Here is a 22,477-nt window from a genome sequence, read left to right as displayed (position 1 = left end):
AACTTTAAAATATTTTAACTAAAAAGAAATATTAATATGAAAAATAAACACTAATTTTGTTAACTATAAAAACCAAATCTCATGATCCAGATCGTCATAGAATTCGCTATCAAAGTTGTAGATTTCGTATCTAACTTATTCTAAAAAATAGCAGAAACAGAAGGTCATTCCGTAAATATTCTCATCAAGAATATACGGAAATAAAATAAATATTTTATCAAAATATAACGCTAATTTTTATGTAGCTTTGTAAAGTATAGCCATATTGGTTATGCTTTTTTTTGTCATAAATAATTACTTATGAAAAAACTGATAGGAAGCTTGATGCTAAAATTAATGGGTTGGAAAATTGTATTAGACGGCGACGTTGACAATCTCGACCGTTGTATTTTAGTGGTTGCGCCTCATACCCATAATATGGAATTTATTCTTGGGAATCTAGCATATTGGAAATTACAAAAACCTCTTAAAATTATCATCAAAGATGCGCATACCAAAGCTTGGTATGGTTTCGTTGTAAAATGGCTCGGCGGTATAGGTATCGATAGATCACAAAAAAATAATTTGGTGCAATTTGTTGCTGACCAATTCAAAAAAGAGAATTTCAGTTTGGTGATTACGCCAGAAGGCACAAGATCTCGTGTTGAAAAATGGCGCAAAGGTTTTTATCATATGGCATTAGAAGCCAAAGTACCATTGGTGATGGCTGCAGGAGATTTTGCAAACAATACCATGTATTTGGGTTACAAGATTAGTTACGAAGATTTGGTGTCACGTTCTTATGAAGATGTGATGGAGGAAATCCAAAACTACCTTAAAAAAGTTACACCAAAAGTTCCAGAAAATTGGAATCCTCAAATCTATTAATTTAAGTTTTATTAAAATGGATCAAGCGACGAAAGAAGCAAAACTGAAGCATCTTAACGAATGGTGCAAACATACAATATTAGAAGTTCTAGACATTAAATTTATTGATATTACTGAAGACAGTCTTACTGCAACAATGCCAGTAACTTGGAAGGTACATCAACCGATGGGACTTATGCACGGCGGCGCAAGTTGTGTATTGGCAGAAAGTCTAGGTTCGACGCTTTCTGTTACGGCTTTGGATTTGGACAAATATTATGCTGTTGGGACTAGCATCAACTCTAACCACCTAAAAAGTGCTACAAAAGGCATCGTAACGGGTACTGCAAGATTCATCAGAAAAGGTGCAACTTTGCATTATTCCGAAATCGAAATCCGTAACGAAAAAGGTGAACTTCTTAACCATACCACGATGACTAACATCGTAATCCGCAAATAATTATGTTGTACTTTCGATTTCCTGAGGGAGAAAAGTTTTATACAACCGATGATGATGCATCGGAAGTCAATGTCAATTTTGTAAGTTTTGACCGAAAAAAAGAAATTGATTTTAAAGGAAATCTTATCGAAATTTCTGCAGAAGAAATAGCCGAAGAAGATTATGTCCCGAAGTCAAAAAAAGAGCGTATCGAACTTTATAAAGATACCGAAGACACCTACTCTCGCAAAGTTCTACAAGCGATTGACTACATCAAAGCCAATCAACTAAAAAAGTTAGTGATCTCTCGTGGAAAAATCTTGATGTACACAGATATTTCGCATGACAAAAAACTGGCTTTAGGAAAGAGTTTTCTACAATTTTGCGACAACTATCCAACGGCTTTTTGTTATCTTTTTGAGAAAGATGGACAATGTTGGATGGGTGGTTTTTCGGAGGTTTTGGGCAAATATAATAAGAAGACCAACGCATTCGAAACCATGAGTCTTGCAGCAACGCTTCCTCTCGACGAAGCTTGGACAGACAAAGAAATTGAGGAGCAAAAACCTGTTACAGACTATGTTCATTCGGTGTTAAAACGTTTTGCAGTCGACATCAGCGTTTCCAAAGTTCAGGATCATATTTCTGGGAATATCAAGCATTTGAGAACGGATTTCAAAGCGACAGTTTATCCTCAAGATTTAGAAAATTTAATAAAAGAATTACATCCAACGCCCGCCGTTTGTGGCTTTCCAAAAGATGTTTGCATGCAAGGCATCAAAATAATTGAGTTTAATAGTCGTGAGTTTTATTCTGGTTTTATTAAAGTTGAAACCGAGGAAGAAATCTATTATTTCGTGAATTTGAGATGCGCAGAATTTTTTAAAAGTTATGCTATTTTGTACGTTGGCGGCGGGATTACAGAGAAAAGCGATCCTAAAAAAGAATGGACAGAAACGGAATTAAAATCTTTAGCCATCCAAAATAATTTGGTGTTTGATTAAATTTTAATTTTTTATTTTGACTTAAAATCTTGCTAAATCTTAACCCAATGAAGGAAAATTTTAAAAAGTATAGCATTCAATTTATTAAAGAAATTATTCCTGTTATTGCAGGTATTTTAATTGCGCTTTTTATTGAAAATTGGAATTCTGAACGTAAAGACAAAGCCTATATTGATCAGGTTTTCGTGACGGTTAATAAAGAACTTAAAGATTCTAAAGACAATATTATAACAACCATTCCTAGGCAGCAGAAATTAATGGATACTTTACAATATTACGCCGATCGTAAAGATGTCAACATCCTTAATATCGTGATAAAAGCAGGCGGTTTTTATTCACCGCAACTTAAAACCAATGCTTGGAAAACAGCATCAACCACCAAAATTGATTTGGTGGACTACAAGAAGATTAATTCGCTTTCGAAAATTGAAGAAATCAAGGACATTCTAAAAGAAAAAAATGATTTTCTCATGAGTTATGCATACAACAATATTAATTCAACAGAGAAGAATACAAAAATCACTTTTAAAATGATACTTAACGATATTATCCAGAACGAAAATACTGCGTTAAAAGTTATTGAAGATTACGAGAAACATTAATTTTTTAAAACTAAATTTCTTATTTTTTTCGTTTTTAAACTAAATTCTAAAACATGTTATCACTTTTCCCTGACGAATTTGATTCCACTAAAAATCTTTTGCCTTTTGACGGAACGGTGCTTTATTTTGGAAAAGTGTTTAGCAACGAAGAAACTGAATTTTATTATTCAAATTTATTTAATAACATCGACTGGCAAAATGATGAGGCTTTAATCTACGGAAAACTCATCACCACCAAACGGAAAGTAGCTTGGTACGGTGACGGCGACTACGCTTACACCTATTCTAAAAGGACAAAAATTGCTAAATCTTGGACGCCAGAACTTTTAGATATCAAAAAGAAAATTGAAAATTTGACCTCCGAAAATTTTAATTCTTGCCTTCTCAATCTTTATCATGATGGCAACGAAGGCATGGCTTGGCACAGCGACTCTGAAAAAGCTTTGAAAAAAAATGGTGCGATTGCATCGATAAGTTTTGGAGCAGAACGAAAATTTTCTTTTAAACATAAGGCTTCTGGCGAGGTTGTTTCTTTAACTTTAGAATCTGGAAGTCTTCTCATTATGAAAGATGAAACCCAACAACATTGGCTACATCGTCTTCCACCGACCAAAAAAATATTTGCGCCACGAGTTAACTTAACTTTTAGAAGTTATGTTAGCTAATCTTTAACAGCAAAAAACGGATAATCTCCTATAAATTAACCACAAAATAAAATTACTACAATAACTAATACTAAAAAAGTACACAAAAGATGACGCCTGCTTTTTTGGTCTTTTTTCATTACTAATTTGTCTTTTAAAATTTCCCCACTTTTGTGGTTGAATAATTTTTCTTAAAATAAAGCAAGCTGATTTTTCTATTTCAGCATTTAATAGCTTCAACCCGAAAAATTAAGTTTTTGTAATGTCTTTAGTTGTGGCAATCATATGTTAGCTAATCTTTAACAGCAAAAAATCTATTTTAAAATAAAAATCCTTTATTTTTGTAGCTTTAACAAAAGGATGTTTAACAAGATTATTACTTTTCCGTTGGTAGCGTTGATCAAGTTTTATCAACTTGCAATATCGCCTTGGTTGGGTAAAAATTGTCGTTACGAGCCAACTTGTTCGCACTATACTGTCGAAGCTTTGCAAGTCCACGGGATCTTCAAAGGTAGTTGGTTGTCGATAAAGCGAATCTTGTCTTGCCATCCTTGGGGCGGCGAAGGTTATGATCCTGTACCGCCAAAACATGAACATTAAAATATACTAAATGCAACAAAAATTATTTAGCTTGTACTTCACTTTAGTAGTTGGTTTTTTCCAATTATTAATAGCTCAAACTTCTGACATCAAAACCACCTCTGCACAACTTGACATCCAAGGGAAAAATGTTCCTGTTGAGATTTTTGCAACCGTTAATGGTAATACTTTCAGTGCCTATTCGAACGAAACACCAGCGAAAAATTCTTTAATTATTGTTAATAAAGATAATAAAGAGCCGATAAATGCTGATTACGAAGCATTCATACTTTCTACATTTGCTAATTATAAAAATCACAATTATCAATTTTTAACTAAGGATTTCAAATTGATAGATAATGCGGTTAATATTAATGACATTCAAAATGTAAAATACATGTATCATCCAGTTAATCAAGGTGATATGATTAAATCTAATGATACAGTATCCTTAAAAACAGATTTTAAAATTTGGGATCCAGCCAATGGAATCAACTTAGGTTTTGGTACGCTACATTTTTATAGTTTGATGTTCGTTTTCGCGTTTGGATTCGGTTATATTTTAATGAAAAAAATCTTCAAAATCGATAATGTTGACGAAAAGTTTTTGGATCCATTATTCACATGGACTTTAGTTGGGACCATTTTGGGTGCGCGTTTGGGGCACGTTATTTTTTATCAACCAGAACTTTTCAAAGAAGATTTCTTAAGTGTTTTCTTACCGATTTCGACAAAAGGAGGATTACATTTCACAGGATTTTCGGGGCTTGCAAGTCATGGCGCAACCATTGCTTTAATCTTTACAACACTTTATTATAGCTTTAAAATAATTAAGAAAAATCCGTTTTGGGTATATGATAGACTAGGAATTGTAGTTGCTCTTGGTGGCGCTTTTGTTAGAATGGGTAACTTTTTTAATTCTGAAATTATCGGAAAACCAGTTGATCCAAAATCACCTTTTGCTTTGTTATTTCCGCAACAAAGCTCAGAATATGGTGTGACAATCCCACGTTATCCGACACAACTTTTCGAAGCTGTTGGTTATGTATTATTATTTATTCTGCTTTGGTTTTTATACAGAAAAACAGATAAAAAATATCAACAAGGTTGGCTTTTCGGATTGTTCTTCATCATTCTTTGGGCAATCAGATTCTTTGTAGAATTCTTGAAAGAACCACAAGGCGATGAGTTTATCCAATTCGCTGGTTTGAATACGGGACAAGTTTTAAGTATTCCTTTTATGATTGCTGGTTTGGTGATTATGCTTTACTCAAAAAATTGGAAATTAGAAAAATAAAAATTAAAGAGGTTCGTTTTATATGAGCCTCTTTTTTGTTTAAAAAATTCTAAATTAGACTTTAAAAAAATGGAAAACCATCATCATCCCGAGCGCAAAAATTTTCAGATAGATAGAATGATTTTGTTTACTGATGCAGTATTTGCTATTGCGATAACGCTTTTGGTTATTGATATAAAAGTCCCAATTATTTCTAAAAACGGAACGGAAGAAGACTTCGCAAATGCGCTAATGCTTGAGTTGCCAAAAGTTTGTGGTTTTATTGTAAGTTTTTTTATAATCGGTTTGTATTGGTTTTTGCATCACAAAATGTTTGGTTACGTCATTAACTACACCTCTAAATTAATTTGGTTAAACCTATTTTTTTTATTCTCTATTGTATTGATGCCTTTTACGACCTCGGTATATAGCGATTATTCGACGGAGGAACATATTCATCTGATAGGACCTTATGCGTTATATGCCGCTAATATTAGCTTTACAGGTATTATGCAGTTTTTGTTGTTAAAATATATTTATGATCCTAAAAACGCAGTTGCTACAGAACTACCTTCTAGAGAAAATCAAAAATCAGCATTATATCGAGCATTAGCAATACCTGCAATCTTTTTAGCATCGCTAGCTTTAACAATTATAACTCCATTATATGGACGTATGTTGCTGTTCACCATTCCGATTGTCATGAAAATTTTAGCTCCAAAAAAGGAGAGGAAAACAAGTCACTAAATTATTATTTCGTTAAAAAAAACAGTCATTTCCAAATTAGAAATAAAGTACCCGCGATTATTAAACTTGCGCCGACAGCGGTTTTCCAAGTTAATTCTTCATTCAAGAAAATAATTGCAAAAATGATGGTTAAAGCTAGACTCAATTTATCAATCCCAGCAACTTTAGAGACTTCTCCCATTTGCAAAGCCTTAAAATAAAAAATCCACGAAATACCCGTTGCTAGTCCAGAAATAATTAGGAAAACCCAATTGCGCGTGCCAAGTTCTGTAATTCCTCGTACTTCATTTTTAACAATTACGATGAGCCAAATCATTATTAAAACCACAATTGTCCTAATTGCCGTCGCCAAATTAGAATTAACATTTTCGACACCTATCTTAGCAAAAATGGCTGTCAGTGCTGCAAACAAAGCTGATAGTAAAGCATAAATCCACCACATAATTGGAAATTTTCAATAAATAAAGTTATGCTTTTGAAAGCAAAATAACGTAATACGATTGTAATTCTGTCACAACTAAACAATACAATTCCAACAAAATTTAAATCAAAAATTATGAAATTCAGGGTAAGTTAATATAGGATTTGTAAGTATTAATCAAATCTAAGTTTTGGTTGAAACGCAAAAGACGTAGAAAAATAAATGAGACTGACAATAACCAAATCAGTCTCATATGTAAACACTAAAAACCAAATAAAACTACATCATGGGAAACCGTGTGTTAATTGTAGGCTTTTTACTTATTGGGTAAAATCTTATTAACTTACAACGAAAACACCTAAATAACTCTTTCAATTACAAAATTTTTATTTGCAACCTAAATTTAATGCGAATTTCATTAACCATGCAATCACATATTTCAGTTATTTTTGGGTGCTGAAATTCAGCAAGAAAAAGAGTTTTTAATGTAGTTACTTTCGTTTTTTTTATTGCATATTATCACGATGTTGACTTCTATTAATGATATTATTAAAATTTATCAATTGGTTTCATCTTAATTTCTAGAAGTTTTTTCATTTGTTTCTCTATCATCTTTCTTCTTGCCAAATTTCTTTGTATAAATAAATATCCCTATAAGAACGATTAAAAAAAGTGGCCAAAACGGTAATAAAAACAAAATGATATCACCCAAAACTTTTCCACCACTTCCGAAAGCATCGCCAGCTTTTTGAGAGAAAGTTTGGTTTTCGTTATTTTCTTTTTTGGCTAGATTTTGATTTTCTAACAATGTTAATTCAATATTGCACATTTGATTTTCGGTATAATCTCGTCCTTTAACTTCAATGTTTTTAGACTTTATACTTCCAAGATTGTTGCTCACAGATTCTACAAAATAATCAAATTGCGATAACGGAATTGTCGCAGACAAATACATCGTTTGCAGCTCATTGTTACTCACAACATTTTCAGTTTCTATTTTTCCACCGAATCTTGTCAAATCTTGACTTAATTGCTGACGAGCCATCGTCAAATTATCAACACCAAGCTCAATCTTGGCAGATTTTGTCAAAATATCCAACTTTGGTTGTTGTTGTTGTTGTTGTTGTTGTTGTTGTTGTTGTTGTTGTTGTTGAGGACGATCTTTATAAACAACTTTAACTTGTTCTTTTAATTTTTTAAGATCATCAAGACTTTTAATTTTAGAACTGACAGAGTCGATTTTCTTCTGGATTTCCTTAGAATCTACAGTTTTCTTAAAATTATCAATGCTAGAACCGAGAGAGTCAATTGACTTTTTAGAATCATTAAAAACTTTTTCCAGTTTTTCTTTCTCTTTTATGATTTGTGGAACGCTCACAGAATCTAAGTTAATAGAAAGCGAGTCAATATTTTTGAGATTGTCATTAACGTTGCTGATAAGACTATCCGCCGATTTTATATGATCTTGTAGTTGTTTTACTTCTGATTTTTGACACATCACTAATGTATTAAGCAGGATAATGCCAACAATAATTTTTTTCATATTCAAAAAATTTATGAGATAAAACTAAGGTCTTTTAAAAGAAATAAATTGTAAATCTTCAGCAAAACAATTGTAATGACAACCGACTGATTATCAATTATTAAATCTTAATTTACAAGAATTTTACAAGAATAAAATAGAGAATTAATGGTGGTGATCGTGGGTTAAGTGCCCTAACATCGCCAAAGCAATACCTAAAACCACAAAAATAATTTTTGACCAATCCATTTTGTGATTTTTGTTGCTTTCAAAAATGATAACAGACGAAATATGTAGGAAAATCCCAGCAACCACCGCTAAGAAATAAATTTTGTGTTCAGGGTTAAAATAATGCCCAATCCACATGCCTAGTGGAGAAGCCAAAGCGAATATTAAAACCACCAACCAAAATTTGGGAGAGAAGGTTTTACTTCTTGCCAAGAAACTGCCCAATACAAATGAAATCGGCAGATTATGAAACAAAATTCCTGTTAAATAAGGTGAAAAAACTTCTTTCTCCTGAGCTAACGGAATCCCTTCTATAAAAGCGTGGACAAATAAACCAACAATTAAAGCAAGTGGTAGAATATGCTCGTCTTCAGCATGATGATGAAAATGGCCGTGTTCAAATCCTTTGGTTAAACTTTCCAAAAGCATTTGTAGCAAAACGCCAGCAATGACAAAAATGCCAACGTTATGCTCGCCACTTCCGTAGATTTCGGGAAAAACTTCGTTAATACAGATTGTTATTAAAAATCCAGCGCTCATCACCAAAAGATTCTTTGCGAACTTCTGTTGACCACCGAAATACTTACCTAGAAAAACGCCTACTAAAACGCTTAATATCAGAGCAATAACAATCATTTGGAAATTATTTTTTAATAAATAAATTAATGCAACGCGGTGATGTTTCAGGATCGAAATCGCTCAATTCGTAATTTCCCCAAACCTTAACACGTTCAAAACCAACTTGTTTTGCATAAGTTTCAATTTGAGCAGGTGTTGACAATTTCACTTTTTCAAAAAAATGAAAATCTGTGCCCTCATCATGAAACTGAATATCTTTTACAACAAAATTGTTTTCTATTCTTTTAGAAATATTAAACTTAATTCCTTCCTTTTCAACCAAAGCTTCCGGAACCAAAGTATTTCTAACATAAGTTTCATTCAAAAAATCTAAAACGAAATATGCGCCCGACTTCATCGAATCATAAACCGATTGAAAAACTTTAAGATCATCGTCAGCATTTTCGAAATAACCAAAACTTGTAAAAAGATTGAAAACCGCATCAACAGGCTCTGCAACATGCATTGGATCGCGCATGTCATGAATCGCAAAATGCAAACTTGGGTTCTCAAATTGCTTATTGTGTTGGATACTTTGCTCCGACAAATCAAGCCCTAAAACATTGTAACCTAACTGATTAAGAAACAAAGAATGACGTCCTTTGCCACAAGCCAAATCTACGATTCTTGCATGTGGAGGCAATTCTAAATCCTTAACTAAAAGATTGATAAAATGTTCCGCTTCGTTGTAATCTCTATCCTTGTAGAGAATATGATAATATGGTGTATTAAACCAAGATTCAAACCATTGCATAGGTGCAAAAATACGACATTTATACGATAGTGAATCTTAATAATTGTTTAAAATTCGATACAAAACATCTATTATTAAAACAGAGATAACATTGCATTCAATTCCTAAACATAATATGCTTAATTTTGCAACATGAATACAGATAATCTGCAAATACAAATAAAGACTTTTTTTGGACTGGAAGAGATTCTAGCAGAGGAAGTTAAGAAGCTAGGAGGCCGTAAAGTTGAAATCAAAAACAGAGCAGTTAATTGCGAAGGCGATCTTGGTTTTTTATACAAAATCAATTATTCTTGCCGTACTGCGCTTAAAATTTTAGTGCCAATTAAAAGTTTTAAAGCCTTTGATGCCGATCGTTTTTATGACAGATTATTTGATGTTCAATGGGATGAATATATGTCGATTGACCAAAGTTTTGCCATTGATGCCACGATAAATTCTGAACGTTTTAGTCATTCGCAATTCATGACTTTGAAAATGAAAGACGCAATTGTTGATTTCTTCAAAATGAAATACCGAGACAGACCAAATGTTGACAGCAAAAACCCAGACATCAAATTCCATTTACACATTGATAGAGAATTAGTTAGCATAAGTCTTGACAGCTCGGGCGACCCACTTTTCAAAAGAGGTTATCGTCAAATGCAAACTGAAGCACCGATTAACGAAGTCTTGGCTTCCGGGCTTTTGCAAATTGCAGGTTGGGATGGCAAAGGTAATTTTCTAGATCCAATGTGCGGAAGTGGAACTCTGCTAGTCGAAGCTGCGATGATTGCAATGGATTTGCCAGCGCAGATTTTCAGAAAGAAATTCGCTTTTCAAAACTGGAAAAATTACGATGCAGAATTGTTCACAACGATTAAGGAATTCAGAATCAATCGTGTAAAAGAATTTACTGGTAAAATAGTTGGTTACGATATTGATTTAAAAGCACTTAATGTCGCAAGAACTAACATAGAAGCTGCGGAATTAGAAGACGTTATTGAAGTTAAAAAACAAAACTTCTTCGAATCTAAGAAAGAATTATTCCCGCTCTTAGTTGTGTTTAACCCGCCTTACAACGAAAGAATCTCTATTGAAGTTGAAGATTTTTACAAAAAAATCGGTGACACTTTCAAACAAAATTATCCAAATACTTTAGCTTGGTTGATTACGTCCGATCTCGAAGCTAACAAAAAAATTGGCTTAAGACCATCTCGAAGAGTCAAGCTTTTTAATGGTAAATTGGAGACGCGTTTCTTACAATACGAAATGTATGAAGGCACGAAAAAAGCAAAATTTGACAACCAAAACTAAAATTTAATTTCAATAAAAGATCAAAACTTTGAATTCTATTTCCATCATCATAGCCATATACAATCGCCGCGACGAACTCTTCGAATTATTGAATTCTTTACTCCGCCAAACAGATAAAGATTTTGAAATTATTGTCGTTGACGATGGTTCAAAAATAGATTTAAGTCCAACTATAAAACTTTTTGAAAATCAGTTAGATATACACTTTGATCAAAAAACTAATTCAGGTCCAGGACTTACAAGGAATTATGGTGCAAAACGTGCTAAAAACGATTGGTTAGTCTTTGTTGATTCAGACGTTATTGTTGAAGAAAACTACATCGAAAACATCAAGAAAGATTTAATCGAAATCCCATGTGATGCTTTCGGAGGTGCAGACAAAGCGCACAAAGGTTTTAACATTATGCAGAAAGCAATTTCCTATTCGATGACGTCGGTTTTTACAACAGGTGGTATTAGAGGAAATAAAAAAGCGGTGAGTAAATTCCAGCCTAGAAGTTTTAATATGGGCGTCAACAAAGAAGTTTTTTTGAAAGTCGGCGGCTTTTCTGAAATGCGAATTGGGGAAGATCCAGACTTGTCGATGACACTTTGGGAAAATGGTTACACGACAGCTTTCTTTGATAACATTGGTGTTTATCACAAACGAAGAACTGACCTTGGAAAGTTTTCAAAACAAGTGTATCAATTTGGTTGTGCACGACCAATTCTTAACCAAAGACATCCAAACTATGTGAAGCCGACATTTTGGTTCCCAAGTTTATTCCTCTTAGGTTATGTTATGGGCGTTTTCCATTATTTTGTATGGGGTTACGGACATCTTTTAGCCTTGTATGGCTTGTATACCTTTATTGTCTTTTTTCATGCTTTAATCGTGACAAAAAACGTCAATATTGCAGCGATGGCGATTATTGCGACTTATGTCCAAATGTTCTCTTACGGCTATGGTTTTTTAAAATCTTGGATCAAACTAAATATTCTACGCCAAAGTCCTAAAGAAGCATTTCCTTCCCATTTTCATTAGGAAGGAAATGTATGCAATTATATTTAAGTCGAAATTTAATTGACTTTCAGTGCCTTATACTCACTCGGATTGCTTAGCTTATCAATCGCTTGGATCGCAACAGTATTTAGAGATTTACCATTATTAGCAGTCGGAATAACCAAAGACGTAATATCTGAAGTTAGGATTTCGGTTTTCCAAGTATCTCCATATTTTGCGTAAAGAACCCATTGGAAGACATTCATTTTATCTTCAACAGACCAAAAAACACTTGTATTTCCGTTATCTTGTTTGTATCCTAAAGTCGGTTTAGAAATTGGATTAATTTTTAACCAAGGACTTTGCGGAATTAAAGCTTTCTCTTGATAAACTTTAGTTTTTAAAGCATTTTGCATCGCCCAACTTTTTGTTAAACCAGCTATACTCCAATGGATTTCTCCAGGACTATTTTTAAGAATATTACGACTCACTTCTACTTGGTTAACAATTTCTGTTGGCTTGTCAGACGCTTTAACTTCAACAGTGTTAAGTCCAGGCCAAAGATGTCTTTTCATGATATTTTCACTTTCCCACCATTCTAAAAGTTTTGGAAAGCTTTGCCCAGAAGAATTAATCGGCCAATACAATTGTGGCGCAAAATAATCGACCCAACCTTTATTTAACCATAATTTGGCGTCAGCATAAAGCTCATCATATTGCGAAGAACCTTTGATACCTGCAGGATAACCAGGCTTCCAAATCCCGAATGGACTGATCCCAAATTTAACATAGTTTTTTTCTGATTTTATTTCTTTGTAAACACGTTCTACAAATTTGTTCACGTTATCTCTTCTCCAATCTGCTCTTGACAAATTTCCGCCAGAAGCTTGATAAGCATTCCATGTTTTAGAATCTGGAAAATCTACGCCACCATTGTAAGTTGCATAAGGATAGAAATAATCATCGAAATGAACACCATCTATTTCGTAACGTTTTACTAAATCTTTCACCACATTAGAAACATGATCCTGAATATCTTTACTTGCAGGATCAAACCAATACATTCCATTTCTTAAACGATACGTATATTCTGAAAATTTGTTAACGAGAGAACTTCCGTTTACTTTTCCACCATTAGAATGATGCGCTCGATAAGGATTTAGCCAAACATGAAGCTCCATGCCTCTTTTGTGAGCTTCTTCTACCCAAAAAGTTAAAGGATCGTAATATGGATTTGGCTTTTTGCCCGTTTCTCCAGTTAAAAAATATGACCAAGGTTCATGCGGACTTTCGTATAAAGCATCACCAGAAGGTCTAACCTGCAAAATTACCGCATTGAAATTATTGTTTTTCAACATCTCCAGTAATTCGATAGCATCAGCTTTTTGTTGATCTGTCGATAAATTATTTTTTGAAGGCCAATTGATATTAGCAACCGACGCAATCCAAGCACCACGAAACTCCCGATTTAAAGCTGGAAGATCAACTTTGTAATCCGTACTTTTAACAGGCGTTGTTGGTTTTGGTGTTGTAGGTTTGGTTGGTACTGGTTTTTTGGGAGGTACAGTCTTTTTGGGTTGAGAGCCGCAACTGTACACCAACATTATCGCTAAAACCAATAAAGAACATAGTTTGAATAAGCTAAAATTCCTTTTAAACATATTTTAAAAAATTTAATCCTCGAAAATAATAAAAAAAGCCTCGAAAATCGAGGCTTTCATATAATAATTAAAAACTTATGACTTTTTTTTTAAGGATTTATTTTGAAATGCAAAGCAGTCAAATAAAAATAGCTGAACCTTATGCACTTGTAATTTTATATAGGAATTAAGCACAATTTTTTACTTCTGAATTTGTTTAAATTCAGTTTTATATTGAAGGTTTTTAAGATTAAGTGTTTATGAATTAAGAATGATAGATGTTGTGTAGAGGCTGTGGTTTATCTTACAAAAATTATTGCGCTCGCCAAAATATAAAAATTCCACAAAGCGTAGCTTTGTGGAATTTGATTTTTCATTTATACGATGAGGTTACAATTTACTCACTGGCACTTTGAAAGTAGCAATTGTTTCATGCTTGCTATTTAATAATAACAATTTATCCAATTGTACATCAAAATATTTGGTTTCTTTCAAAACTTTTCCAAAAGTAGTTTCGGCTTCCATATCTTGACAAGCCATCATTGTTGACATACCCTGGTTGAAGTTAATTTTGTTGCCTGGTTCTATTGTAAAAGCACCATTCATTTGGTTGCAACCAGCATTGCTACTATATCTAGATGTCTTTTCATCAAGACTAAGGTAGCCTTCTTTTTTACTTGTTTTTTGAGCATCAAATGCTTTACCATACATTTCTTTCAGATACCATTTTTTATTCAAAAGCTCATTGTAGTCTTTTGTTAAAACATAGTGATCTTTTAGAGAAGTGGTAATTTTTGTTCCGTCTTGATTTAGCATACTTATATTATCTTCTCCAACAAATAATTTTAAACTTTGGCCATTTTTGGTTTTTGGTTTTAGATTAACAACATTCCCTGATTCGTCAAAAGAATATGTACCATTTTCTAGAATGCTTGTGCCATTTTTACCAAGATAATCTTGTTGCAAAATATAGGTATTGTCTTTGTTTAGGTAGATTCTTGTCTTTATACCACTACAATCCGCACATGGCAAAACACCAAGATATACGCCAGGATAATCTAGCGAAGTTTTTGCTGTATGACCATCTGGTAAGCTAGATTTAGGAGTTGTCGAACATGATGAAAGACTTAACATTGCTATTGCAAATGCAGAAAAGCCTAAATTCTTAATTGTATTTTTGTTTATCATAACGTATTTTTTTTCATACTTATTCAAATTGTGTTCCTAAAATTTAAATTTCATAAAAAATAAATAAATATTTGCGAATTTTTAAATTGCAAGTTTGAGTTTTTTCAAAATCCGTATCTTCGCAGCATGAAACCAAGTTTTGCAGAATTTGAGTTGCCTAAAGCACTCAATGAAGCTTTGGAGAAACTTAACATCTCTGAGCCAACGCCTATTCAATATAAAAGTTTTTCTCCGATAATGTCCGGTCGCGATATTATGGGAATTGCCCAAACGGGTACTGGTAAGACTTTAGCCTATCTTTTACCGATTCTTAAAGAGTATAAATATTCTAAAACTCACCAACCAAAAATTTTAATTTTGGTGCCTACGAGAGAGTTGGTGGTGCAGGTTACAGAAGTTCTTATGCAATTGACAGAGTTTATCAATGTTCGTGTAATGGGCGTTTATGGTGGTGTAAACATCAATACACAAAGAAAAAACATTTATGAAAATGGCGTAGATATTTTGGTTGGTACACCAGGTCGTGTTATGGATTTGGGTATTGATAATGTTATCCAATTCAAAGATCTAAAGAAACTTGTTGTTGATGAGTTTGATGAAATGTTAAGTTTGGGTTTCAAAGCACAGTTGACGAATATTTTCACGATGATGAGTGAGAAGCGCCAAAACATTTTGTTTTCTGCAACGATGACAGATCAGGTTGATGCGATGTTGAATGAATATTTCAAAAATCCATTAGAAATTTCGTTGGCAAGATCGGGGACACCTTTGGAAAAGATTGATCAGTCGGTGATTCCTGTTGTTAATTTTAATACGAAATTAAATCTTTTAATTCATCTTTTAAAAACTGAAAATGATTTTGAAAAGATCTTAATTTTTGCCAATAATAAAAAACATGCGGATTTAATTTTTAATAAAATTGATGAAGAATTTCCTGAGCAATTTGGTGTAATCCACTCTAACAAATCTCAGAATTTCCGTCTGCGTGTGATGGAGGAATTTAGCAATAATGAACTTCGTGGGATTATCACAACGGATATTATGGCTAGAGGTCTCGATATTCCGGATGTGTCGCATGTTTTCAATTTCGAAATTCCAGAAATTCCAGAACAATATATCCATAGAATTGGTCGTACAGGTCGTGCGGACAAAAATGGTATTGCGATTAGTTTTTATACACCGAAGGAAGAAGCTGCGATTTTAGATATCGAAGTTTTGATGGATAAAGAAATCCGTAAAGAAGCTTTCTCTAGCGAAGTCAAAATTTCTGATGTAAAAATCGAAGCAGAGAAAGAGGTTGTCGTGATGAAAAACCCTGTGGTGGTGAAACTTAATGAAGGCGGAGGTGCTTTCCATGAGAAAAAAGACAAAAACAAAAAAGTCAATTGGGGTGGACCAACTAAGCGTAAACCACCAAAAACTAAACCTGCCAATCGCGGTCAACAAAAGCAAAAATCTCGCAAGAAAAAATAAAATAAAACGCCCGAAATTTTCGGGCGTTTATGTTATTCTAAACTAAAAATTAGTACGTCATTTCAACGATTTTCTTAGCGTCTTCAGGCGTTACCATTTGGTTTTCACCAAGAAGCCAACCTCTTGATTCAAAAGCCGCTTGTACTTTTTCAGCCGTTCCGTTATAAGAATCTGTATATTCCGAAAGCTTTGTTTTGATATCTAAAGAATGGAAAAATTGCTCCATCGCTTCGATTCCTTTTTTAGCTTTTTCGTCTACCGCACCTTCAGTAATGTTCCAAACACGTTCTGCATATTGTGCCAATTTATCTTTCTTTTTATCAAAATAATAGTGATAATGTTGTGGTGCTACAATTGCTAAAGTTCTTGCGTGGTCGATGCCATATTGCGCTGTCAATTCGTGTCCCATGCTGTGGACAGCCCAATCTTGCGGAACACCTTTCCCGATAAGACCGTTAAGTGCCATCGTACAACTCCACATAAAGTTAGCGGCAGCGTCGTAATCGAAAGCTTCTGCCATCACTTTTGGCGCAACTTCTTGTAAACTCAGTAAAATGCTTTCTGCAAAACGATCTTGCAAACTCGCACCAGTTGGATAAGTCATATATTGTTCAAGAACGTGCGTATAAGCGTCTGTAATACCGTTGGCGATTTGGTTTTTCGGAATCGATTTAATCACTTCAGGATCCAAAATTGAAAACTGAGGAAACAATCCTGGTCCTCCCATTGCTAACTTTTCGCCAGTTCCGCGGCGAGAGATTACAGCGCCAGAGTTCATTTCCGAAGCGGTTGCTGGCAAGGTCAAAACTGTTGCGAAAGGCATGCCTTTTCCTTCTTTGGTTACAACACGATTTGAAAGGATTTCCCAAGGTTCGCCATCATAATTAGCTGCCGCCGAAAGAAATTTAACGCCGTCAATAACCGATCCGCCACCAACAGCAAGCAAATAATCGATGTTTTTGTCTTTAATAACTTGTAAAGCTTCTAGCAAAACTTCGTATTCTGGATTGGCAGGAACACCACCAAATTCAGTTAATTTATAGCCATCAAGCGCAGCGATAACTTGTTCGTATACGCCATTTTTCTTGATGCTTCCACCACCGTAAATCATCAAAATGTTAGCGTCTTTAGGAATTTCGCGAGATAATTTTTCAATTTTCCCCTTTCCAAATATAATTTTTGTAGGATTTTTAAACTCGAAATTTAACATCGTAAATATTATTTTTTAGTGCTATAAATTTACGGAATTATATTCTTTTGGGCGTGCCCTTTTGCCAGAAGACGAGGTTAAATATTGTTAAATCCGTATCGGCAAAAGGTCGCGTCATGCAGGACTCCACTTCGTTTCGGTGCTGTGCACCGCGCTTTGCAAGCGCGCCCTTTCTACCGCTCACGCACTTTTATTTATGAATTATGAATTATGAATTATGAATTATGAATTATGAATTATGAATTATGAATTAGTTTTGACTAAAAGACAAGAAACAAGAGACAAGAGACAAGAGACAAGAGACAAGAGACAAGAGACAAGAGACTAAGAGACAAGAGACTAAGAGACAAGAGACAAGAGACAAGAGACAAGAGACTAAGAGACAAGAGACTAAAAGACAAGAGACAAGAGACAAGAGTCGAGAACCAAGAGCCAAGAATTACGAATCGAGAATCGAGAATCAAGAATCAAGAATCAAGAATCAAGAATCAAGAATCAAGAACCATCAACTAACAACCAAGTTGCGCGAAGGATAGCAGCGGAAATCCTTTTTGTAAGCTAGGGAAAATGTTCGGAACAAAAAGATTGCAGCGAATAGCCTGACCAGAGCATTGGGAAAGGCGAGGTGAGGGGCGCGCCCAAATAATTTTAAAAATAAGATTTTATAAAACGTAGTTTGTGCGTGTGCTTGTTTTGATCTTTATTGAAAATCCCCATCGAGTCCAGATCGTCGATTCTGACTTTGCCGTGTGCATGGATGATTTTTTGATTTTCGAGAATGATACCAACGTGGACAACTTTCCCTTCCGAGTTGTCGAAAAACGCAAGATCGCCTGGCTGAGCTTCTTCCAGAAAGGTTAGAGGCTCGCCACTTTCGGCTTGTTGAGAGGCGTCACGAAGGATTTTGATACCGTGGATTTTGTAAATCATCTGCGTGAATCCACTACAATCTAAACCAAAAAAACTTTTTCCGCCCCACAAATACGGCACATTCAAGAATTCTTTAGCGCAAATAACGATGCTTTCACGCTTGTCGTGACTACGCACAACTTCGGGCGTTTTGTAGGTGACCTCCGAACCTAGCGACAAAAGAATATTGCCACTTTCGGTCGCCGCAGCATCGAAAGTTTCTTTGATGTAATTAGTTTTGCGATTGTTGATAAACTCAGGCGAAACGGGCGTAATTTGTTTGGTATCCATCCAACCTTCGTAGCCATCGTAGTGCATTTTGATTTTGGTGAAGTTATTTCTGACTTCCAAAATGTCGGCAGATTCGCCAAAAAGCATCTGCGTGACCATTTCGCTTCGGTCACTATTTTCGGCTCTTATTGGTGCTATTGATACGTTACAAACTCCTTGTTCCATTATTTTTTTCGGATTAAATGAATACCGTCTCGCAAAGGTAAGATTAGGTTTTCGAAATCTGGGTCTTCTGCGACAATTTTATTAACTAATTTTATCTGCTGTGTGGCTTTGTTGCTAGGATTTTCTTCCAAAACCTTGCCATACCAAAGGACATTGTCTATTAAGATGACACCGCCAGATCTTAGTTTTGGTTTTATCAAGTCGAGATATTCGAGATAACTTTCTTTATCTGCATCGATAAACACCAAATCCCAAGTAACGTCTAGGTTTTTAATCTCATGTCGAGCATCACCAAGAATAAATTCTATTTGATTAGAAAATTCGCTTTCCGCAAAATACTTTTTAGGAATGTAAGCGAGATCTTCGTTTTTGTCTAAAGTATAGATTTTGCCATCTTTAGGAAGTCCTTCCGCCAAACATAAAGTCGCATATCCCGTAAAAGTTCCGATTTCTAAGATATTGTTGGGTGACATCATTTTAGAAATAATACTTAACAAACGACCTTGCAAGTAACCAGAAATCATGTGCGGTTGCGTTGTTTTTTGGTAAGTCTCTTTGCGTAGTTTTTTTAGGATTTCGGGTTCGCTGGAAGCATTGGCTTCTAGATAGCGATCCATTGGTAAGTCTAACTCTTCGAAATAGCTCATTCTTCTAGATTCTTATTCAAAATTACGGAAAATAAAAATCCTACAGAAATTCTGTAGGATTTTGTTAGTATTGCTTTGTAGTAAGCTTATTTCTTCGGTGCGATGTCCATAAGTTTCATAAACTCGTCTAGCTTAGGCATAATGATGATTTCCGTTCTACGGTTCTCAGCACGTCCAGATACAGAAGCGTTAGTTGTTTTAGGATTGTACTCCGAACGTCCACCAGCTGTGATTCTGTTAGGATTAACGCCGAATTGCGTCTGAAGAACTTTTGCAACCGCAGTACCACGAAGTGCTGATAGATCCCAGTTGTCTCTCGGTACAGATGTGCTGTTAAGTGTTGCGTTATCTGTGTTACCTTCGATAAGAACGCTGTAAGTATCGTAATCGTTGATAACTTTTGCTACTTTTCCTAGAACTTCTTGAGCTGCAGGAAGAACTTCGAATTTACCAGTTTGGTAAAGCATTTTGTCTGATAACGAAATCATTACCACACCTTTAAGTACTTTAACATCAACATCTTGATCTGCGATATTGTCTAAAGATCGTTTTAGCTTGTTAGATAAAGCCAAGTTCAAACTATCGTTTTTAGAGTTTGTCGAAATTAATTGCTTAATGTATTTGTTAGAAGCGTTAATCTCGCCAACCAATTTATCAATGTTAGTCGAGCTTTTTCCAGAGTTGCTAAGACAAGCATCCAAAGAGCTTTTCAGCGCATTGTTTTGTCCCATTAGCAAGTCATTTTGACTTTGAAGACCAGAGTTTTTGCTATTCAAATCTTGGATTTGTCTTTGTCTGTCGGCTGCGTCGTTGATACATTGCTGATAGTTAAGATTCAGTGCGTCGAATTGTTTTTTACTAACACACGAGGTTGCTGTAATTGCCATTGCAGCGATACCTAGAATTTTAATTAATCTCATACTGTATGATTTTAGATTTTTTCAAATTTACAAAATGCTTTTAAATAAAGGCTTATCTTTGCTATAATTATAACGTAAAACTTAGTAATAAATTTGCTTAGTTCCTTTACTTTTGGCGCCTCTCTAGAGAAGTTACTTCCACAAGCGCATCAAAAAACATTCCTTTTAGCAGTTAGCGGAGGAGTTGACTCTATGGTTTTGCTGGATTTGTGCCACCAATGGCAACTTGATTTTGAAGTCGCTCATGTTAACTATCATCTTAGAAATGAGGATTCTAACTTGGATCAAACTTTGGTCGAATCTTGGTGTGAAAAAAATAAAATAAAATTTCACCTTTATGATGTTTCTGAAAAAGATCAGCAACCCGAAAACTCTATTGAGAATTGGGCGCGCGAAATTAGATATAAATTTTTTAAGGAAATTTTAATAAAAAACAATCTCGATTTTTTAGTTACAGCGCATCATCTCAATGACCAATTGGAGACTTTTGTGATCAATCTTTCTAAAGCTGCTGGTCTTAAAGGTTTAAAAGGAATTCCTGAAAAGACAGAAATCATCATCCGCCCTTTGCTAGAATTTTCACGCGATGAGATTGAAGTTTATGCTAAGCAAAATCATGTAGAATATCGCGAAGATTATACCAATGCTGAGAATATTTTTGTCAGAAATAAAATTAGAAATCAAATAACGCCTTTGTTAAATGAGATTAACAAAGATTTTCTAGAAAATTTTAAAACATCAATTTCTATTATTAAAGAGTCAAAAGACTTTATAGATTCGCAAATCGATTTTATTTTTAATAATTTAGTAAAAGAGAATTCTGACTTTTTAATTTTAGATAAAATTAAATTAGCTGCTCAATCTGATTTTGTTAAATATGAGATTTTGAGCCGATTTGGATTTAATAATAGAACTGAAATTGAGAAAATCTTTGAAGCCGAAAATGGAAAGTTTTTTACAACCAATTCTCATCATATTAAAATTGGTCGAGAAGAGCTTTTAATTCAAAGTTTAGAAAAAGAAATAAAATCCGAAGAATTTGAATTAAATATTATTAAAACAGCTGATTCTGTTATTCTAAAAATGCCTGAAACTTCTAAGTTTTCAGAATGGGAATTTGATGCTAATTTGATAAAACTTCCTTTGCAATTGCGACAAATGGAAACTGGCGATATTTTCTTACCAAAAGATTTTAATGGTAAAAAGAAAGTGTCGAAATTTATAAAAGACGAAAAACTAAATGTTGTAGAACGTTCTGCTGTTCGTGTTTTAGTAGATTCTAATAATCAAATTCTTGGTGTATTTCCGCTTCGACAAGATCGTCGATTTTTAAAAATTTAAGTATTTTTATTATTTGTTTTAAAACTGTTAATAAATTGAATTAAATATTAATTTATTATGTAGTGATTAACGAATTTTAATATTGGGTACGAAATTTGTATTTTGATTTTCAAGACAAAATCCTTTGTCAAGACTCAATCAAATTATCGTTTAATCTTAAAAATTACAGCTATGGCAGATTTTCAACCCAATGTAAAGACGGATTCTAAAGTTAGAAGTCGAAAAAATCTAGTGAAAATGGATATGACACCCATGGTCGATTTGGGTTTTCTATTGATTTCCTTTTTTATGTTTACGACTAATTTTAATAAACCCAATGTTGTCGACCTAAGTCTTCCGGCAACGACAGAATCACTAGGCAACGAAATTGATCTTAGTAATTCGATTACCCTTATTTTAGGCGAAAATAATCGCGTTTTTTATCATCAATTGGATCAAAAATCATTAACTTCAGATCTATTAAAAGAAGTGTCTTTTGATAAATTTGGACTTACAAACCTTATTGAACGTGCAAAAAAAGCTGCTAAAAATCCAAGTATTTTTACAGTGATTATTAAGCCAACCGACGATGCTAATTATAAAAACTTTGTGGATGCGCTGGATGAGATGGCGCTTACGAAAAGTCAACATTACGGTATTGCAGATATGCGAGATTGGGAAACCAAAATCTATGATGACAAATTAAAATAGCCTTGAGAATTTCTCAAGGTTTTTTGTTTAGGAGATTATGTTTAA

At 34.1% G+C, this 22,477-nt stretch carries 23 protein-coding genes; 13 read left to right on the top strand and 10 right to left on the bottom strand.

The window, feature by feature from the left end; translation table 11 throughout:
* Positions 1 to 300: 300 nt before the first annotated feature.
* The 8 genes from B5X62_RS01195 (at position 301) to B5X62_RS01160 (ending at position 6,137) form a co-directional block, all read left to right on the top strand.
* Complete coding sequence (locus tag B5X62_RS01195) at positions 301 to 867, top strand: 1-acyl-sn-glycerol-3-phosphate acyltransferase (protein ID WP_079665558.1); 567 nt, start codon at positions 301 to 303, stop codon at positions 865 to 867.
* Positions 868 to 883: 16 nt separating this feature from the next.
* Positions 884 to 1,306 (top strand): PaaI family thioesterase, encoded by a 423-nt coding sequence (locus B5X62_RS01190; RefSeq protein WP_079665557.1) that lies wholly within the window; start codon positions 884 to 886, stop codon positions 1,304 to 1,306.
* A 2-nt stretch (positions 1,307 to 1,308) separates the two neighbouring features.
* On the top strand, positions 1,309 to 2,289 hold the full coding sequence (locus B5X62_RS01185; RefSeq protein WP_079665556.1) for a chorismate-binding protein: 981 nt from the start codon (positions 1,309 to 1,311) through the stop codon (positions 2,287 to 2,289).
* Between the two features lie 47 nt (positions 2,290 to 2,336).
* Entirely contained in the window at positions 2,337 to 2,891 is a 555-nt protein-coding gene (locus B5X62_RS01180; RefSeq protein WP_079665555.1) for a hypothetical protein, read from the top strand.
* 53 nt (positions 2,892 to 2,944) lie between these two features.
* The gene (locus B5X62_RS01175) at positions 2,945 to 3,556 is read left to right on the top strand and encodes an alpha-ketoglutarate-dependent dioxygenase AlkB family protein (RefSeq protein ID WP_079665554.1); all 612 of its coding nucleotides are present in this window, start codon (positions 2,945 to 2,947) and stop codon (positions 3,554 to 3,556) included.
* A gap of 339 nt (positions 3,557 to 3,895) precedes the next feature.
* Positions 3,896 to 4,135: a membrane protein insertion efficiency factor YidD gene (gene yidD / locus B5X62_RS01170; protein WP_079665553.1), complete on the top strand. Its 240-nt coding sequence runs from the start codon at positions 3,896 to 3,898 to the stop codon at positions 4,133 to 4,135.
* A 403-nt stretch (positions 4,136 to 4,538) separates the two neighbouring features.
* The gene (gene lgt, locus B5X62_RS01165) at positions 4,539 to 5,411 is read left to right on the top strand and encodes a prolipoprotein diacylglyceryl transferase (RefSeq protein WP_079665938.1); all 873 of its coding nucleotides are present in this window, start codon (positions 4,539 to 4,541) and stop codon (positions 5,409 to 5,411) included.
* A 69-nt stretch (positions 5,412 to 5,480) separates the two neighbouring features.
* The gene (locus B5X62_RS01160) at positions 5,481 to 6,137 is read left to right on the top strand and encodes a TMEM175 family protein (RefSeq protein WP_079665552.1); all 657 of its coding nucleotides are present in this window, start codon (positions 5,481 to 5,483) and stop codon (positions 6,135 to 6,137) included.
* A gap of 25 nt (positions 6,138 to 6,162) precedes the next feature.
* Here B5X62_RS01160 and B5X62_RS01155 read toward each other — a convergent pair whose 3' ends face one another.
* From B5X62_RS01155 to B5X62_RS01140, 4 genes are all read right to left on the bottom strand, one after another.
* Positions 6,163 to 6,579: an EamA family transporter gene (locus B5X62_RS01155; RefSeq protein WP_079665551.1), complete on the bottom strand. Its 417-nt coding sequence runs from the start codon at positions 6,577 to 6,579 to the stop codon at positions 6,163 to 6,165.
* Between the two features lie 553 nt (positions 6,580 to 7,132).
* On the bottom strand, positions 7,133 to 8,101 hold the full coding sequence (locus tag B5X62_RS01150; protein ID WP_079665550.1) for a DUF4349 domain-containing protein: 969 nt from the start codon (positions 8,099 to 8,101) through the stop codon (positions 7,133 to 7,135).
* A 144-nt stretch (positions 8,102 to 8,245) separates the two neighbouring features.
* The gene (locus tag B5X62_RS01145) at positions 8,246 to 8,944 is read right to left on the bottom strand and encodes a ZIP family metal transporter (protein WP_079665549.1); all 699 of its coding nucleotides are present in this window, start codon (positions 8,942 to 8,944) and stop codon (positions 8,246 to 8,248) included.
* A gap of 7 nt (positions 8,945 to 8,951) precedes the next feature.
* On the bottom strand, positions 8,952 to 9,680 hold the full coding sequence (locus tag B5X62_RS01140) for a class I SAM-dependent DNA methyltransferase (RefSeq protein WP_079665548.1): 729 nt from the start codon (positions 9,678 to 9,680) through the stop codon (positions 8,952 to 8,954).
* Positions 9,681 to 9,812: 132 nt separating this feature from the next.
* On the opposite strand from B5X62_RS01140, the gene B5X62_RS01135 reads away from it, so the two are divergent.
* Together B5X62_RS01135 and B5X62_RS01130 are read left to right on the top strand one after the other, a co-directional pair.
* Positions 9,813 to 10,976 (top strand): THUMP domain-containing class I SAM-dependent RNA methyltransferase, encoded by a 1,164-nt coding sequence (locus B5X62_RS01135; RefSeq protein WP_079665547.1) that lies wholly within the window; start codon positions 9,813 to 9,815, stop codon positions 10,974 to 10,976.
* A 28-nt stretch (positions 10,977 to 11,004) separates the two neighbouring features.
* The gene (locus B5X62_RS01130) at positions 11,005 to 12,000 is read left to right on the top strand and encodes a glycosyltransferase family 2 protein (protein WP_079665546.1); all 996 of its coding nucleotides are present in this window, start codon (positions 11,005 to 11,007) and stop codon (positions 11,998 to 12,000) included.
* Between the two features lie 35 nt (positions 12,001 to 12,035).
* Here B5X62_RS01130 and B5X62_RS01125 read toward each other — a convergent pair whose 3' ends face one another.
* Positions 12,036 to 13,619, bottom strand: coding sequence for a glycoside hydrolase family 10 protein (locus B5X62_RS01125; RefSeq protein WP_079665545.1), 1,584 nt, complete (start codon positions 13,617 to 13,619; stop codon positions 12,036 to 12,038).
* A 369-nt stretch (positions 13,620 to 13,988) separates the two neighbouring features.
* Positions 13,989 to 14,786 carry a copper resistance protein NlpE N-terminal domain-containing protein gene (locus B5X62_RS01120; RefSeq protein ID WP_079665544.1) on the bottom strand — a complete coding sequence of 266 codons (798 nt, stop codon included), beginning with the start codon at positions 14,784 to 14,786 and terminating at the stop codon, positions 13,989 to 13,991.
* Between the two features lie 126 nt (positions 14,787 to 14,912).
* Here B5X62_RS01120 and B5X62_RS01115 point away from each other — a divergent pair, with 126 nt between their 5' ends.
* Positions 14,913 to 16,259, top strand: coding sequence for a DEAD/DEAH box helicase (locus tag B5X62_RS01115; protein WP_079665543.1), 1,347 nt, complete (start codon positions 14,913 to 14,915; stop codon positions 16,257 to 16,259).
* A gap of 49 nt (positions 16,260 to 16,308) precedes the next feature.
* Here the strand turns inward: B5X62_RS01115 and B5X62_RS01110 are convergent, their stop codons facing one another.
* From B5X62_RS01110 to B5X62_RS01095, 4 genes are all read right to left on the bottom strand, one after another.
* Positions 16,309 to 17,469 carry an iron-containing alcohol dehydrogenase gene (locus tag B5X62_RS01110; RefSeq protein ID WP_079665542.1) on the bottom strand — a complete coding sequence of 387 codons (1,161 nt, stop codon included), beginning with the start codon at positions 17,467 to 17,469 and terminating at the stop codon, positions 16,309 to 16,311.
* Positions 17,470 to 18,117: 648 nt separating this feature from the next.
* The gene (locus tag B5X62_RS01105) at positions 18,118 to 18,834 is read right to left on the bottom strand and encodes a C40 family peptidase (protein ID WP_079665541.1); all 717 of its coding nucleotides are present in this window, start codon (positions 18,832 to 18,834) and stop codon (positions 18,118 to 18,120) included.
* A complete protein-coding gene (locus B5X62_RS01100) occupies positions 18,834 to 19,481 on the bottom strand; it encodes an O-methyltransferase (protein ID WP_079665540.1) in 648 nt (215 codons plus the stop codon). Before B5X62_RS01100 ends, B5X62_RS01105 begins: the two co-directional genes overlap by 1 nt.
* Before the next feature lie 86 nt (positions 19,482 to 19,567).
* The gene (locus B5X62_RS01095) at positions 19,568 to 20,401 is read right to left on the bottom strand and encodes an OmpA/MotB family protein (protein WP_079665539.1); all 834 of its coding nucleotides are present in this window, start codon (positions 20,399 to 20,401) and stop codon (positions 19,568 to 19,570) included.
* Positions 20,402 to 20,494: 93 nt separating this feature from the next.
* Between B5X62_RS01095 and tilS the strand changes: the two genes are divergently transcribed.
* Entirely contained in the window at positions 20,495 to 21,742 is a 1,248-nt protein-coding gene (gene tilS / locus B5X62_RS01090) for a tRNA lysidine(34) synthetase TilS (RefSeq protein ID WP_079665538.1), read from the top strand.
* 171 nt (positions 21,743 to 21,913) lie between these two features.
* The gene (locus B5X62_RS01085; RefSeq protein WP_079665937.1) at positions 21,914 to 22,432 is read left to right on the top strand and encodes an ExbD/TolR family protein; all 519 of its coding nucleotides are present in this window, start codon (positions 21,914 to 21,916) and stop codon (positions 22,430 to 22,432) included.
* Positions 22,433 to 22,477 lie beyond the last annotated feature (45 nt).

The sequence above is a fragment of the Soonwooa buanensis genome, assembly GCF_900167905.1.
GTDB lineage: Bacteria > Bacteroidota > Bacteroidia > Flavobacteriales > Weeksellaceae > Soonwooa > Soonwooa buanensis.
This window is presented reverse-complemented; position numbering and strand designations above follow the sequence as displayed.

What these genes read in the sequence shown, in the direction of transcription:
- B5X62_RS01160 (WP_079665552.1), top strand. Translation starts at nt 5,481, where the DNA reads ATGGAAAACCATCATCATCCCGAGCGCAAAAATTTTCAGATAGATAGA.
- B5X62_RS01175 (WP_079665554.1), top strand. Translation starts at nt 2,945, where the DNA reads ATGTTATCACTTTTCCCTGACGAATTTGATTCCACTAAAAATCTTTTG.
- B5X62_RS01150 (WP_079665550.1), bottom strand. Translation starts at nt 8,101, where the DNA reads ATGAAAAAAATTATTGTTGGCATTATCCTGCTTAATACATTAGTGATG.
- lgt (WP_079665938.1), top strand. Translation starts at nt 4,539, where the DNA reads ATGATTAAATCTAATGATACAGTATCCTTAAAAACAGATTTTAAAATT.
- B5X62_RS01120 (WP_079665544.1), bottom strand. Translation starts at nt 14,786, where the DNA reads ATGATAAACAAAAATACAATTAAGAATTTAGGCTTTTCTGCATTTGCA.
- B5X62_RS01115 (WP_079665543.1), top strand. Translation starts at nt 14,913, where the DNA reads ATGAAACCAAGTTTTGCAGAATTTGAGTTGCCTAAAGCACTCAATGAA.
- B5X62_RS01125 (WP_079665545.1), bottom strand. Translation starts at nt 13,619, where the DNA reads ATGTTTAAAAGGAATTTTAGCTTATTCAAACTATGTTCTTTATTGGTT.
- B5X62_RS01085 (WP_079665937.1), top strand. Translation starts at nt 21,914, where the DNA reads ATGGCAGATTTTCAACCCAATGTAAAGACGGATTCTAAAGTTAGAAGT.
- B5X62_RS01105 (WP_079665541.1), bottom strand. Translation starts at nt 18,834, where the DNA reads ATGGAACAAGGAGTTTGTAACGTATCAATAGCACCAATAAGAGCCGAA.
- B5X62_RS01100 (WP_079665540.1), bottom strand. Translation starts at nt 19,481, where the DNA reads ATGAGCTATTTCGAAGAGTTAGACTTACCAATGGATCGCTATCTAGAA.
- yidD (WP_079665553.1), top strand. Translation starts at nt 3,896, where the DNA reads ATGTTTAACAAGATTATTACTTTTCCGTTGGTAGCGTTGATCAAGTTT.
- B5X62_RS01095 (WP_079665539.1), bottom strand. Translation starts at nt 20,401, where the DNA reads ATGAGATTAATTAAAATTCTAGGTATCGCTGCAATGGCAATTACAGCA.
- B5X62_RS01140 (WP_079665548.1), bottom strand. Translation starts at nt 9,680, where the DNA reads ATGCAATGGTTTGAATCTTGGTTTAATACACCATATTATCATATTCTC.
- B5X62_RS01145 (WP_079665549.1), bottom strand. Translation starts at nt 8,944, where the DNA reads ATGATTGTTATTGCTCTGATATTAAGCGTTTTAGTAGGCGTTTTTCTA.
- B5X62_RS01155 (WP_079665551.1), bottom strand. Translation starts at nt 6,579, where the DNA reads ATGTGGTGGATTTATGCTTTACTATCAGCTTTGTTTGCAGCACTGACA.
- B5X62_RS01185 (WP_079665556.1), top strand. Translation starts at nt 1,309, where the DNA reads ATGTTGTACTTTCGATTTCCTGAGGGAGAAAAGTTTTATACAACCGAT.
- B5X62_RS01195 (WP_079665558.1), top strand. Translation starts at nt 301, where the DNA reads ATGAAAAAACTGATAGGAAGCTTGATGCTAAAATTAATGGGTTGGAAA.
- B5X62_RS01110 (WP_079665542.1), bottom strand. Translation starts at nt 17,469, where the DNA reads ATGTTAAATTTCGAGTTTAAAAATCCTACAAAAATTATATTTGGAAAG.
- B5X62_RS01190 (WP_079665557.1), top strand. Translation starts at nt 884, where the DNA reads ATGGATCAAGCGACGAAAGAAGCAAAACTGAAGCATCTTAACGAATGG.
- B5X62_RS01135 (WP_079665547.1), top strand. Translation starts at nt 9,813, where the DNA reads ATGAATACAGATAATCTGCAAATACAAATAAAGACTTTTTTTGGACTG.
- B5X62_RS01180 (WP_079665555.1), top strand. Translation starts at nt 2,337, where the DNA reads ATGAAGGAAAATTTTAAAAAGTATAGCATTCAATTTATTAAAGAAATT.